This window comes from Sporomusaceae bacterium (assembly GCA_031460455.1).
GTDB lineage: Bacteria > Bacillota > Negativicutes > Sporomusales > UBA7701 > Anaeroselena.
Window position 1 is genome coordinate 23,636 of the sequence record JAVKTQ010000013.1, and the last position, 13,417, is coordinate 37,052.

The window sequence follows — 13,417 nt, forward strand, 5'->3', positions numbered from 1 at the left end:
CCTACGCCTCCATCAGCTTGTTGGCCACCTCGACCGACGCCGAAGCATCGGCCGCGTAGTAGGCCCCGATCTCCCTGGCGAACCGGTCCGTCACCGGCGACCCGCCGACCATGACCTTGACCTTATCGTAAAGCCCGGCCTCCTTCAGCGCCTCGACCGTATCCTTCATCGCCACCATCGTCGTCGTCAGCATCGCCGCCATCCCCACAAGGTCCGGCTTATGCTCCCTTACCGCCGCCACGATCTGCTCCGGCGGAATATCCACGCCGATATTGACTATTTCGTAGCCGGCCCCTTCCATCATCATCCCCACCAGCTTAATGCCGATATCGTGGAGGTCGCCCTTGACGGTGGCAAACACCGCCTTGCCCTTCTTCTCGATATCCCCCTCCGCCAGCAGCGGCGCCAGCACTTCCATGCCTGCGTTCATCGCTTTCGCGGCCACCAGCACCTCGGGAACGAACAGCTCGCCGTCCTTGAACAGCGCGCCCACCTCGTTCATCCCTGCCAACAGGCCGTTGTTGAGAATCTCCTTGGCGGCCACGCCCTCGTCTAGCGCCTGTTGCACTAGCTCCCTGACCTTCTTCGACTGCCCTTCGACCAGATTTCCGGCGATTTGCTCCAATAATGCGCTCACAGTATTACCCCCCCCGTAATCTTGACTTGAGAATAGCTCCTTGGGACACTGGCATCATTTTAGAGCAAGAACCGTGCCAACGGCTCCCCGCCATGGCCCGAAGGCGACGAAACCCCTGAATTCCCCGGATTCCCGACTTCCTCCCGTTGCGGGCCCCGCCATTCACGGCGCCGTGCACATCTCACAGTGATACCGAGCCAAGAAAAAGCTTCCAGTAAACAAACTTTAAGACATATCAAAACGCGATGCCATATCGCATTATGATATGTCTTAAAGAATCCGTACAACCGTCGTCTTCTGCGATCGTCCCCACCGCCCATTTAAATTATCCGACATTTAGCCGTTCCCGGCCGACCTACCCTTTACACCGGCGGATAAGCTCCTTCAGCTTGCCGACGATCAGTTCCGAACACTCCTCCATAGCCAGCAGGCTTTTCCTCACTTCTTGGTCATCCGCATTCCGGGAGGCGGCGATTGCCCTCCCGGCGAGGCCATGCAGCCTGTCATGGGGTTCCTCGATGCTGGCGAACAATTCCTCTCCCTTGAACTTCTGTCCGTCCACTCCATAATACCAGTTGCCCAGCCGGCAGTCGCGATGAGTGCCGACCCCGTTGAGATCGATCCGTTCATAGCCCAGGATCATGTTATATACCCGCCAGCGCCACATGAGATGATCGACCAGGCATATTTCCAGCGTTTCCTTATCGGTCAGCCGCAGCCCGCCCTGGACCAGCGACAGCCTGATTTCGTTAAGCTGCTGGCTTAGTTCCAGCAATCCCTGTTGCTGGGAGATCCGCAATTCCTCGTCGGAGCGGGCCGCGTCCCGCCGTCCTCCGCCGGTCGCGCCTCCGCTGCGCGACGCCTCGTCGCCTGCAGCAAAGTAATGAAGCGTCGTTTTCATATCGCCGACAGCGTCGATAACGTCCTTGGCGTGATACATGGATGTCACAGCCCCAAGCAAGCCGTTTACCTCCAGCAGCGAGTGCCGCCGATCGGCCTGGATGCTGTCCAGCATTCGGTTCCAGACGGCCGCCAGCCTTTTGTCGCCAAGCTCGTCCGCCGTCAAATAACAGAACTCCCCTTCGCTAACGCCCTGCATGGCGTCGTACAGCTTGTCCAAATCAACTTGTCCGCATGCCGTGCAATCCATCATTCTACCTTCAGCCACCCGATAATCGCCCCCACTCAGCAGGCCGTTTCCTTAGGCCAGTTCGTACTTTTTGATCTTCCGGTAAATCGTCGCCCGGCTGATGCCCAGTTGCCTGGCGGCCGTTATCCGCCCCTCCTCGGACCAACCGTAAAAATCCAGTGCCTTTTTGATATAATCCATTTCCACCTCTTCCAGGGTAGGAATCCGTTTGGTGACCTTGACTTCCTTGAACTGGAACGGCAGGTTGTCGACGGTGATATAATCGCCCTTCTCCATATTAATGGCGTACTCGATGGCGTTCTGCAACTCGCGGACGTTGCCGCCCCATCCGTAATTCAGGAAGATGTTCTCCACTTCCGCCGACAAGCCGAGAATCTTCTTATTGAACCGTTCGGCGAACTTGTTCACGAAATACTCGGCGAGCACGAGCACATCACGCCCCCGCTCCCTGAGCGGCGGAATGAACAGCGTCACCACATTCAGGCGATGGAAGAGGTCCTCGCGGAACTCGCCCTTTTTCACCAGCTCGTCAAGACGGACGTTGGTGGCCCCGATGATGCGGACATCGATCGGGATGCCGCGGACGCCGCCGATCCTCTCGATCTCCTTCCGCTCGATCGCCCGTAGCAGCTTCGGCTGGAGATACAGCGGCAGCGTCTCGATCTCATCAAGGAAGAGCGTCCCCTTGTTGGCCATGAAAAACTTGCCGTGCTTGCCCATCTGACTCGCGCCAGTGAACGCGCCCTTCTCGTAGCCGAACAGCTCGCTTTCCAGCAGCGACTCCGGAATGGCGCCGCAATTTATGGCTACGAACGGCTGAGGCTTGCGGCGGCTGGCCGAGTGGAGGGCCCGCGCGAACAGTTCCTTACCTGTCCCGGTCTCGCCCGTCAGCAGGACGGTGGAATCGTTGATCGCCACATTCCTTACCCGATCTTTGAACTGGACGAACTGCGGATTATCGCCGACGATATCGTCCAGGCCGATGTCGTTGTGCTTGGAGGCGATCGCGTACGCCAGTTGGGTGGTGTCCTTGTAATCCTCCACCAAGCAGAGGCTTCCTTCCAGCTCCTCATTCACCACAATCACCTTCAGCGTGCACAGAAGATATATCTGTTTATTGCTGACGGTGTAGACGATCTCCTGGCACCCGGGGGTGATTCCCGCCGCCTTTGCCTTGTTGAGGACCAGCGCCGGGAAAAAGTCGTGGATGTGCCGGCCCTGCACCCGGTTCTTGCTCACGGCGAGCTTCTCCAGCAGATACTTGTTGATATCGACGATTTCGAACCGTTTGTTCAAAACCGCCACCCCTTTGTCGATATTGTCCATGACCGTGCCCATCAGCTCGGCGTACGTCTTCACCTGTCTCAGCATCTGATGCTCTTTCACCTTCGAACTGATCAGGTTGGCGATTTTGTCCACGAACTCCAGCATGGCGTAATTGTTGTATTCGATCAATTTCACCTGGTCGTCGTTCTCGGCGACGATACCGATCACGCCGATTACGCCGTCCTCATACTCGATCGTGGCGTAAACCGCCCGCCTATAATGGCATAAGCCGAAATACGAACACGGCCGGCACTTCTCGTCCTTGCCGGGATTATCGATGATAATCTTCTTCTGCCCGGCGCCCTGGTACACAAAACGGCTGATAATCCCGTTTTCCAGGATCGGCCTGCCGATCAGCTCCCGGGCTTTGCCGGTGCCTGCGATCCTTTCCTGGCGGTCATAGACCTCCACGTCCACCTTCAACGCCGCGCTGACGGCTTCCGCGAACTGTTGGACGACATGTTTCACCTGCGCTAAGAGGGTCATCCGTACGCCTCCTCGGGGACAGAGTATAGTACCGATATTCTTATTCTAAATTACGGACCCACTGTTGAAAATCCTGCCAAAAAAATACGCCCCGGACAAGCGTACCGGGGCGTACCGACAGTACACCCCGAAACCGCCTTCCAGAGCAACCTTTCCCTAATGCTTATGACAAACTGTATTCGGCATCGGCAAACAGATCCTTTATCCTCGCCACGGAAAAGCCGCGATGATTCTCGGTATCGGACTTACTATCGCGGGGATTCGCCCCGATTTCCGCATACAGTTGATTTACGCCGCTGACCAGTGTCACGGGCGTGACCTCATGGGCGTTCATGGCGCGTGAAGGCCGGGACACTAGCCTGGTCACGGCGGCGATCTTAGCCAGTTCCAGCGCTGTTATCTGCCCCTTGTCGCACAGCAGTGTTCCCGGCACCGGTATCCGCCGCATAACCGCCATAACCTTCAGATCGTAATCCCTCGCCCTGAGCATCTCCTCGACAAGTTCATCGTAGCTGTGCTCCGGTCCGATAGGTTCGACGCAATAATACAACTCCAGTCCGGCTTTGACGATCGCCTCGATAGTGGCAATCCTCGCCGCCGGCTTTATGCCCGTATCGATGCCCTCCCTCAGCCGGTTGATGTGATACGCGCCCGTAAACCCGGCTTCTTTCAGGGCTATGGCAGTATTGTAATCGAAATCGCCGATATTGGCAACTAACCTCATATCCTTCGGAAGGCGTATCTTAACTTTCTTTCCCGTTTCAATAAAATCAGCAACAGAATAATCGGCCGTCGTCATCAGGAACAGGTCATCTATTCCCTGGCCCGTCACCGCGGCAACCTCGGCGAGAATGTCCGCGGCGTCCTTCCTCCAGGTGCCGTCCATCACATAATGGTTTTTGCTCATCGAACAGAATTTGCACCCTTGGGAACACGGCTCGGCGTTTATGCCTATCTGCGCAAAAATGTAGGCTTTATTATTGAACTGCGTCCTGGTCAACCGGTTGGCGGTCGCCAGCAAACGGAAAAAATCGTCCGATTTGTTGGCGATCCGCAGCAGTGCCAACGCTTCTTCCCTCGTTAGTATCCGTCCCTGCAAGGCGGAACGCAATATTTTGTCGACGTCTGTATCTGCTCCGGCCATTGCCATTGCCTCCTCCGTCGATCAGTACAGTTCTTCGCCCTTTATCTCCGGGTACTTGGCCCTTATCCGGGCCTTCACCTCGGGAGCGACAGGCATGGGTACATGCTTCGAGAGTACCTTGTCGACAATCTTCCTCGCCCGCTCCGGAGCAGTCAGCGAACCCGTTTCCTCCCACCTGATCCGTGTCTGCCGGTCAGACACCTTCGGGATGAAAAACTCCTTGCGCAAATTGGTCACCGTATGCTCCTCGGCCAGGAAATGCCCGCCGGGGCCGGCCGTCTTGATAACGTCGAAGGCCAGCGATTCCTCGTCCACCCTGATGCCCTTCATCAGCCGCAGGACATTGCCGAGGATTTCGTTGTCGATAACCATCTTGTCGTACGAGAACACCTGGCACATCTCCAGAATGCCCACCGCGTCGTGGATGAAATTGCTGCCCGACAGCCCCACCGTCATCGCCGTCAGCGCGCTTTCATAGCCGGCCTGCGAATCGTTGGTCTTCGAGTCCGACATCCCGGCCGTGCCGTACATCGGCAGCCCGTAAAACTGCGTCATCTGGGCGATGCCGGCATTGATCATCGCCGACTCGATCGGCCCGGCCATATAGGTGCCTTCCTTCATATCCATGATGCTGGAGGTCGACCCGTACAGCACCGGCGTACCGGGATTGATCAGCTGGGTCAGGGTGATGCCGGCCAGGGTCTCGGCGTTATTAAGCGCGATCGTGCCGGCGATGGTCACCGGCGCGGTCGCTCCCGCCAGCGGCTCGGACGACACCGTCACCGGCAGACCCTTCTTGGCGATCTCGATCAGATAATCGGTATACTCCCCGTCCATAACCAGCGGACTTATCATCAGGACGATAAAGGAAATCAACGGGCGCTGACGCAGCTGCTCCGCGCCGCCGGCCATCTCCTCCGCCATGGCGATGACGTCCTTCAGCCCTTTCATGGTATACATGCCGCCCTGCACGTGCTTGGTCGTGTTGGTCAGCGCCCAGTAGAAGCGGTTGACGTCCGAAGCCGCGTCAGGCACGTCCTGGGGATAAGTATTGACCACATAAAAGGCGACACTGTCGCAATAATCGACCATCCTGGCAATATCGCGGACATCGTGGGTCGTTGTCGGCCGTTTCTGCCCGGTGGCGAGATCGAGAGCGTACAAAACCGTCCCGCCCGTGCCGAAATGGGTGCGGGTCTTCTCCAGATGCAGGTCGTTCTTGGCGTCCTGACCGTAAAGGATCACCTTCGACGGGGCCTTCTTTATCGCCCCCTCGACAAGCTTGCGGGGAATCTTGACGACATCCGTCTCCTTATCGACCTGGGCGCCATGGGCGGCAAATACCTCCCGCGCCTCGACGCTTTTTATCTTCATGCCGACCTCTTCCAGTATCCGCATGGAAGTCTCGTGGATTTTCTCGATATCCTCCGGCTTCAGTAGCCGCAGTTGTCCTCCATCGACAGCCGCAAACATATAAATTGCCTCCTCCACTCAAAATAATTTGATCCTGCTCATACTTCCATCAACTTGTTGGCTACCTCGACCGACGCCGAAGCATCGGCCGCGTAGTAGGCCCCGATCTCCCTGGCGAACCGGTCCGTCACCGGCGACCCGCCGACCATGACCTTGACCTTATCGTAAAGCCCGGCCTCCTTCAGCGCCTCGACCGTATCCTTCATCGCCACCATCGTCGTCGTCAGCATCGCCGCCATCCCCACAAGGTCCGGCTTATGCTCCCTTACCGCCGCCACGATCTGCTCCGGCGGAATATCCACGCCGATATTGACTATTTCGTAGCCGGCCCCTTCCATCATCATCCCCACCAGCTTAATGCCGATATCGTGGAGGTCGCCCTTGACGGTGGCAAACACCGCCTTGCCCTTCTTCTCGATATCCCCCTCCGCCAGCAGCGGCGCCAGCACTTCCATGCCTGCGTTCATCGCTTTCGCGGCCACCAGCACCTCGGGAACGAACAGCTCGCCGTCCTTGAACAGTGCGCCCACCTCGTTCATCCCTGCCAACAGGCCGTTGTTGAGAATCTCCTTGGCGGCCACGCCTTCGTCCAGCGCCTGTTGCACTAGCTCCCTGACCTTCTTCGACTGCCCTTCGACCAGATTTCCGGCGATTTGCTCCAATAATGCGCTCACACTAATCCTCCCTCGTAAATATGGCAAAAAATACTTTCGCCTTAAAGCAATGCAATTTATATGCCAATCCGGGAAAAATATCCGCAATCATCCTGCCATCAACGAATCAGCCCCGGCCAGAACAGTGCCCCCTCGTTTTTTAACGCCAGCCTTCCATCTCATATTGATACGCGATTTTCCTATCTCAATTGGAAATGTCGCCCGTTAATCGCATATCATAACGAGATATCACATCTCTTATTGACACAAAACACCCGCCTGCCGTCTACCAGCAGGCGGGTATTTTGTTAACGCCGCAGGCGCCGAGATTGCCAGTCTAAGGAGCCTGGGCAGACTGCCGTATACTACCGCCGAAGACATACGGCGGTGGGCGCCCGCACTTCCTTTGCGTCGATAGCGGAATAGACTCACGCTCCAAAACCTTTTAGAACAAGGGGATTCCGCTGATCTTAGCGCTAAGATTGCTCTCCTTAACCTGTTCATTTAGAGGGTCGTCGTACACCCTTCAAAAACCTTATAACTGCTGGCTTTCAGCCCTGCGGCAGATGACTAACATACCACCAACATCATAAAATGCCGTCCCAAAGGCAACCGCACCCCCACCGTCGAAGAAGGTCGCGTCTGCGCCCTCAACTGGCTTGATGAAGAACTCGCCCTCGTCAAGCCCAAAGTCATCGTCGCCCTAAAATACCTCATGGGCCCCGACGCCCGCATCACCAAAGACCGCGGCCGCTGGTTCGACACAAAATACGGCATCCCCGCCATCGCCACCTACCACCCCGCCTACCTCCTGCGCCTCACCGGCTCCGACCAGGTCAAAGCCAAATGGGAAGTCTTCTACGACCTCAAAGCAGCGGTGGAGAAATGCCGTGAACTGGAGCCGGGGTACGAACTGGCGTCAGCAGAGAAGCCCGACCTTCTGGCGATGTACGAAAGCAGGCGGCAAGAGCGGCGCCAAGGCCGGTAAGGTTGAATGTAGCGGAGCGCTTTTTTTCAGACGTGATAAGTATTCCTCCGTGAGTGCTGCGCGGCAGGACGGTGTACGCAGCATATCATATGACACAATTATATAGACAAGGGAGGCTTCACTTTGTCGTGGAGCCTCCTTGTGTTTCCTTTCTGGGGCATGCAGTTTTTGGGCCAGCGGCCTCTTGAGCGCCCCCGCGTGTCCATCTTCCCGCTCTTCCTTTTCGTCTATCCCGATGAGCACGCTTCGTCTTTCATTTTCAGCCGGTAGGCCGGATCCGTGGTGAGACCGATTTTGATCGCAAAACAGGTCTTCCTGGTTATATCGTCGTCGGTAACCACATGCACATCCAATAACCCATTCATCCGATAACCCGTTTTCAAGTAATTCATCTCGTCCAGGCACAGGCTCCATCCCTCAAGCCAATGGAAAAGCTCAGCTTTTTGCGCTTCGGAACCCTCGAAATGAATTATCAGATCGATGTCGCTTCGCCGGCCGGCCGTTCCGTCATTCGTGCTTCCAAAGAGATATATCGACTTCACCCCGAAGTGCTGCGAATCGAGCGATGCGGCCAGGCGCTCCGCCATATGCTGGCGCCAGCGCCACTCCTGGCCGTCGGTTCGCCTGTAATCGCACTCCCCGTACAGCTCATCACTCGCGGCATTTTCCCTGCGGGGGTTATTCAAATCGTCCAAAACAAGTCTCATATCCCGGCAGAAAACAAATTGCCCGATACGATCGGCTATTGTCCGGATAAGCTTGCGCTCTTTATCAAGAAAAATGCCTTCGGTCGCTTCCGGTACATTCTCAAGATACATTACCGTGACGCTGCCGATGGTTTCTCCGTCGCATTTGATCGGGCAGCTTTCCGACAAAGGCGAGGCGATGAAGTCGGGAGACTGATAAAGGCAATTATTATAAGTTATACTCGCCCGGCAAAGTTCGGGGAATCTCCAGCCCGCAGGTATAACATCGACGAGCGCTGACAATAATTCGGGCAATGACAGTTGGTGGTTGCATAGCACCTCATCGACCTTGTACAGGCAGTCAAGTTCCTTTTCTCTTTCCCTGAGCGTGCTGAGCAGACATTCCTGCTCGCAAGGTAAACCGTTCACCCGATCAAGTCTCCCGACAGTCACTTCTTACACCCAGCCCCTGCTTTTAATGGCGAATACCACGCGGTCGATTGCAATCCTGTAGGCGGCATCGCGAGTGTGAATATTTTTCTCTTTGGCCAGATCATATACCGCCTTAAAGGCAGCCGTCATTCTGCTGTCCAGTTTTTGAATAACCTCTTCTTTTTCCCAGTAGTGATTTGTATTCGACTGGACCTGCTCGAAGTAGCTACAGGTGACGCCCCCCGCGTTTGAGAGGAAGTCGGGGATAACAAATATGTTGCGTTCCGCCAGCACTTTGTCCGCGTCCCTGCTTGTCGGCCCATTGGCACCCTCGGCGACGATCTTTACCTGTTTGCTTATCCGATGGACGTTTTCCGCCGATATCTGGTTTTCCAACGCCGCCGGAATAAGCACATCCACGTCCTGCTCGATCCACGCATCACCTGGCAGAATCTCGTAACCTAGGCCGTGAGCCTTGTCCTTGTCGATACTCCCGAAGGGGTCGGTGATGGCCTCCAAATCGTCGAAAGCAAGCCCGTCTTTTTTGCGGAAAGTGTATGCCTGGGTATCGGCATTATCCCAGCTCGAAATCGCAACTACCCTACCGCCAAACTGTTGGAACAGTTTAGCCGCGTACTGGGCCACGTTGCCGAAGCCCTGAATACTGGCGGTGCTGTTTTTTATGCTCATATTCAATTCTTTCATGGCTTCTCTGAGGACATAGATAACGCCGAATCCGGTCGCTTCTTTCCGTCCCAGCGAACCGCCCATGCCGACCGGTTTTCCGGTGATGAAGCCGGGATATCTGCCGCCGTGTATCGTTTCGTACTCATCCAGCATCCATAACATGTGTTTGCCGTTTGTCATTACATCAGGCGCCGGAACGTCAATGACGGGGCCGATATCCTTCGCAATCTGCCTTACCCAGCCGCGGCACAACTGCTCTTGCTCGCGGTCGCTCATCCCGCGCGGATCGCAGATTATCCCGCCTTTGCCGCCGCCCAGCGGTATGTCGACAACGGCGCACTTCCAGGTCATCCACATCGACAATGCCCGGATAGTGTCGATCGTTTCCAGCGGATGAAACCTTATGCCGCCTTTGGCCGGTCCTCTGGCATCGTTGTGCTGCACGCGGTATCCCCTGAAGATCTTCCTGCTTCCGTCGTCCATATGGACGGGTATGGAAAAGTGGTATTCACGCATCGGTTGTCTGAGAAAATCACGCGTCGCGCCGTCCAGGCCAATCTTCTCCGCTACCTGGTCAAACTGCGCCTTGGCCTCATCGTAAGCGTTGTAGTTTGATTTACCCATGAAATGAATCCTCCCTCATTTTGATGGCGGCCTCACATAGCCTTCATGTATCGCCCTTTTTGTCCGGTTATCGAAGCTTTTTATCCTTCACCAAGAGCTGCCGAGCAAACGATAGAGAACCGTCCTCTCATCTTCAAATCTCTTGATAAGGGTTTTTGCCACTATGGCCGTGTTGTGCCTGAATGTATCAGGACGGGCAAATATGGTGCCAGCGTTCGAATAAGTTCCCCGGTACCTCCTGAACTTACAGGCGATTTCATCCATTTCGGCAGAAAAACTCCTTCCCGTCTCCCGCACGGATTCGTCCTTATGAGCAAGCAGGACAGGATACACGACCCTTTCTTCAGCCAAAATATGAAAATAAACTTTCCTGGCCAACAGGCCCACGGTCAAAGACAACCCCTTGGCGTTGTCGATTATATCGCCATAGCTCTCATGGGAGCGCAGCTCCGCCAGCAGAGCCAGTATTTCTTCGTGTTGCAGCGTCAGGCTGTATATGTCCGCCAAATTAGTACCTCCTATGCGCGCTTTTGTACCTTGAAGACGGCTGTTGGCCTTAAAAGCCCCAATATTATGCCGCTTTGCAAATTGCGTCGGCATTTTTCAGCCGACGAACATCAAGGAATATCCGTCTGGCAGGGAAACGGTGAAACTCCGTTCACCCCCGCCGTCATTAGAACAGGTTTTTTGCAGGTAGCGGCTGATAATCGCACCTCTTGTAAGCGCCCACCGGTATATCTCTTCTATATCCTCCACGCTTACCTGGATTTCAAGGAAGTTCTCCGGCACGGCCGGGGGCCCGTTTGCTGTTCCCTCCTTAAGTACCAGTACTGCGCCACGGTACTCAAGAATTGCTTGGGAGCCGCTTATGGCAAGATAATTCAACCTAAAGCCAAGAGCGTTGACAAGGTAATCTATATTGACTTTTATATCTGCAACAGACAACGAGGGAATTATCTTCGCTGACACGCAATCACCTCATCTGGAGTTATTACCCTGAAGGCTAAAGAAACAGCTTTCCGTCTGACTCCGGCTGAAAGAGGACCTTTTCGATCCGGTAACGGGCCATTCCGCCGGGGACGACCCATTCAACAATATCGCCCACCCTGTAACCGAGAATTGCCGTCCCCACAGGGGCCAGGACAGATATCATGCCTTCCGACAAGTCCGCCTCGACAGGATAAACCAACGTATAATAGACATCCTCACCGGTGTCGAGATCCTTCAGCCCAACCCTGGAATGCATCGTTACGACATCTTTGGGAATATCCTTGGCGCTCGTAAGGGTTGCTAGTTTGATTTCGCACTCCAAAGCGATGAGGTTTTCAGTGTTACCGCCGCCGAACTCCCGTTCCCGGCTGATGAAAGTAAGCAATCTCGACTTGTCTGCACTCGTGATAAACACTCTTCTCGGCACGTCGACAATCCTTTCCCGTTTAATTGCTGGTCCAGGGAGCATTGTTTGCGATAACTCCGAGAACCTGATGCAATATAAAAGCAAAACGCATGCCATACGCATGCGTTTTGCTTGCAATGTCCGCCGAACCGCGATGTTGCTGCTATTGCAGTACTTTCCCAAAATCAATCAGCCGGTTTATGCCTTTACGAAAACTTGCAGAAAAAACGAAAATCTTCTGCAAGTTTTGGTGTATCAATTCTTATCGGCCTTTTTCATTTTCGCCATTCGGTATGCCAATGTGCGAAGAGAAATGCCCAGATAGGTGGCGGCCGCCATTTGGTTTCCGCCGTGGGCGTTCAGCACCTCCCTGATGATGCAGTCGGTATAATCTTTCAGGGCAAAACCATCGCGAGGGAACGGTAAGCACAACCGCGGCTCAGTCTCCTGCAGCGAGCCCACCCCGGCGTTCTCGTCGACAACCGTGCGATTGACCTTGTGGATGTGATGGGGCCGGATTTCCGTATCATCATACATAAAGACGGCGAATTCAATCGTATTTTTCAACTCCCGCACGTTGCCCGGCCACTCGTAGCTTTCGAGTATTTTTGCCGCTTCATCGCTGATGGTCTTAAACTTCCTGCCCCGTTGTTTCGCTCCCTGCAACAAAAACATGTTGGCCAGCGGGATAATCTCTTCGCGGCGTTCGCGCAGGGGCGGGATGGTTATGTGGCCGAGCTGGAAGCGGTAGTACAGATCGCGGCGGAATTTACCCTCATCAATGTTTCTCTTCATATCCGCGTTGGTGGCGCAGATGATGCGGGCATCCGCGGGCAGCTTTTTCAGTCCGCCCACGCGATAGTACTCTTTCTCCTGGATGACCCTCAAAAGTTTGCCCTGTATCTCCGGTGATATTTCCGCGATTTCGTCCAGAAACAGCGTCCCCCCGGAAGCAAGGTCCAGTTTCCCCTTTTGGCCCCTGTTCTGCCCGCCCGTATACGCCCCGGCTTCATAGCCGAACAGCTCGCTCTCGAACAGGCTCGGAGCAATTGCGGCGCAGTTTATATCGACAAAGGGCCCAGGGGCGCTCCCTCCGTGGACATCACCCCAGTGTACGATTTGGGCGATAATCTCTTTGCCGGTGCCCGTTTCCCCTTCGATCAGCACAGGGATCGACCGGTCATTATGGTATTTCTGAGCCAGGTTGACAATACTGCGCATTTTATCGGAAAAAATGCCTATCTGCCCGAAAACCGATTCAGTTACAAGCTTCTTTACCCTGAACAATTCCTGGTCTTTTTCCGCAGTGGCCGCCTTGATCTCATTCTCCAGATTCTGCGACAAGTACCTGTTCTCGCGCAGCAGCGCCTGATGTTCCTCAATACGTTCGGCAGTGGCCGCCAATTCCTGGGCGTCAACAGGCTTAAGCAAATAATCGTAAGCTCCTGACCGAAGCGCCTGGATGGCTGATTCCATGTCGCCAAACCCGGTAAAAAGAACGACATCGGTCAGCCAGCCTCCTGGCAGGGCTTTAATGGCCGCCAGAAGCTCAATCCCGGACATCCCCGCCATCTTTATGTCGGACAGCACCATGGGATAATCGGCTCCGGCCATCAACGCCAATGCCTCGGCCCCGCTGCCGCAGGTTGTCACACGGTGGCCTTCAACGCGTAGAAACCAGCTTACCGCTTCACGGCTGGCAGCGTCGTCATCAACAACGAGAATATCCATCGCC

Annotated in this window: 13 protein-coding genes; 1 reads left to right on the top strand and 12 read right to left on the bottom strand. The window is 55.2% G+C overall.

What is annotated here, in order from left to right; all coding sequences use genetic code 11:
* Position 1: 1 nt before the first annotated feature.
* The 6 genes from RIN56_16080 to RIN56_16105 form a co-directional block, all read right to left on the bottom strand.
* The gene (locus RIN56_16080) at positions 2-637 is read right to left on the bottom strand and encodes a corrinoid protein (GenBank protein MDR7868317.1); all 636 of its coding nucleotides are present in this window, start codon (positions 635-637) and stop codon (positions 2-4) included.
* 355 nt (positions 638-992) lie between these two features.
* The gene (locus tag RIN56_16085; protein ID MDR7868318.1) at positions 993-1,805 is read right to left on the bottom strand and encodes a CZB domain-containing protein; all 813 of its coding nucleotides are present in this window, start codon (positions 1,803-1,805) and stop codon (positions 993-995) included.
* 33 nt (positions 1,806-1,838) lie between these two features.
* Positions 1,839-3,599 (bottom strand): sigma 54-interacting transcriptional regulator, encoded by a 1,761-nt coding sequence (locus RIN56_16090; GenBank protein MDR7868319.1) that lies wholly within the window; start codon positions 3,597-3,599, stop codon positions 1,839-1,841.
* Between the two features lie 163 nt (positions 3,600-3,762).
* Positions 3,763-4,743, bottom strand: a complete 981-nt coding sequence (locus RIN56_16095; GenBank protein MDR7868320.1) for a hypothetical protein — start codon at positions 4,741-4,743, stop codon at positions 3,763-3,765.
* Between the two features lie 21 nt (positions 4,744-4,764).
* The gene (locus tag RIN56_16100) at positions 4,765-6,216 is read right to left on the bottom strand and encodes a trimethylamine methyltransferase family protein (GenBank protein MDR7868321.1); all 1,452 of its coding nucleotides are present in this window, start codon (positions 6,214-6,216) and stop codon (positions 4,765-4,767) included.
* Positions 6,217-6,254: 38 nt separating this feature from the next.
* Positions 6,255-6,890 carry a corrinoid protein gene (locus RIN56_16105; GenBank protein MDR7868322.1) on the bottom strand — a complete coding sequence of 212 codons (636 nt, stop codon included), beginning with the start codon at positions 6,888-6,890 and terminating at the stop codon, positions 6,255-6,257.
* A 568-nt stretch (positions 6,891-7,458) separates the two neighbouring features.
* Here RIN56_16105 and RIN56_16110 point away from each other — a divergent pair.
* Entirely contained in the window at positions 7,459-7,857 is a 399-nt protein-coding gene (locus RIN56_16110) for a uracil-DNA glycosylase (protein MDR7868323.1), read from the top strand.
* A gap of 227 nt (positions 7,858-8,084) precedes the next feature.
* Here RIN56_16110 and RIN56_16115 read toward each other — a convergent pair whose 3' ends face one another.
* The 6 genes from RIN56_16115 to RIN56_16140 form a co-directional block, all read right to left on the bottom strand.
* Positions 8,085-8,972, bottom strand: coding sequence for a nucleotidyltransferase domain-containing protein (locus RIN56_16115; GenBank protein MDR7868324.1), 888 nt, complete (start codon positions 8,970-8,972; stop codon positions 8,085-8,087).
* A gap of 27 nt (positions 8,973-8,999) precedes the next feature.
* Positions 9,000-10,286, bottom strand: coding sequence for a Glu/Leu/Phe/Val dehydrogenase (locus RIN56_16120; GenBank protein ID MDR7868325.1), 1,287 nt, complete (start codon positions 10,284-10,286; stop codon positions 9,000-9,002).
* An 87-nt stretch (positions 10,287-10,373) separates the two neighbouring features.
* A complete protein-coding gene (locus RIN56_16125; GenBank protein MDR7868326.1) occupies positions 10,374-10,793 on the bottom strand; it encodes a hemerythrin domain-containing protein in 420 nt (139 codons plus the stop codon).
* Positions 10,794-10,889: 96 nt separating this feature from the next.
* Positions 10,890-11,255, bottom strand: coding sequence for a VOC family protein (locus tag RIN56_16130; GenBank protein MDR7868327.1), 366 nt, complete (start codon positions 11,253-11,255; stop codon positions 10,890-10,892).
* Positions 11,256-11,289: 34 nt separating this feature from the next.
* Entirely contained in the window at positions 11,290-11,661 is a 372-nt protein-coding gene (locus RIN56_16135; protein MDR7868328.1) for a GreA/GreB family elongation factor, read from the bottom strand.
* Positions 11,662-11,937: 276 nt separating this feature from the next.
* Complete coding sequence (locus tag RIN56_16140; protein ID MDR7868329.1) at positions 11,938-13,413, bottom strand: sigma-54 dependent transcriptional regulator; 1,476 nt, start codon at positions 13,411-13,413, stop codon at positions 11,938-11,940.
* Between the last annotated feature and the right edge of the window lie 4 nt (positions 13,414-13,417).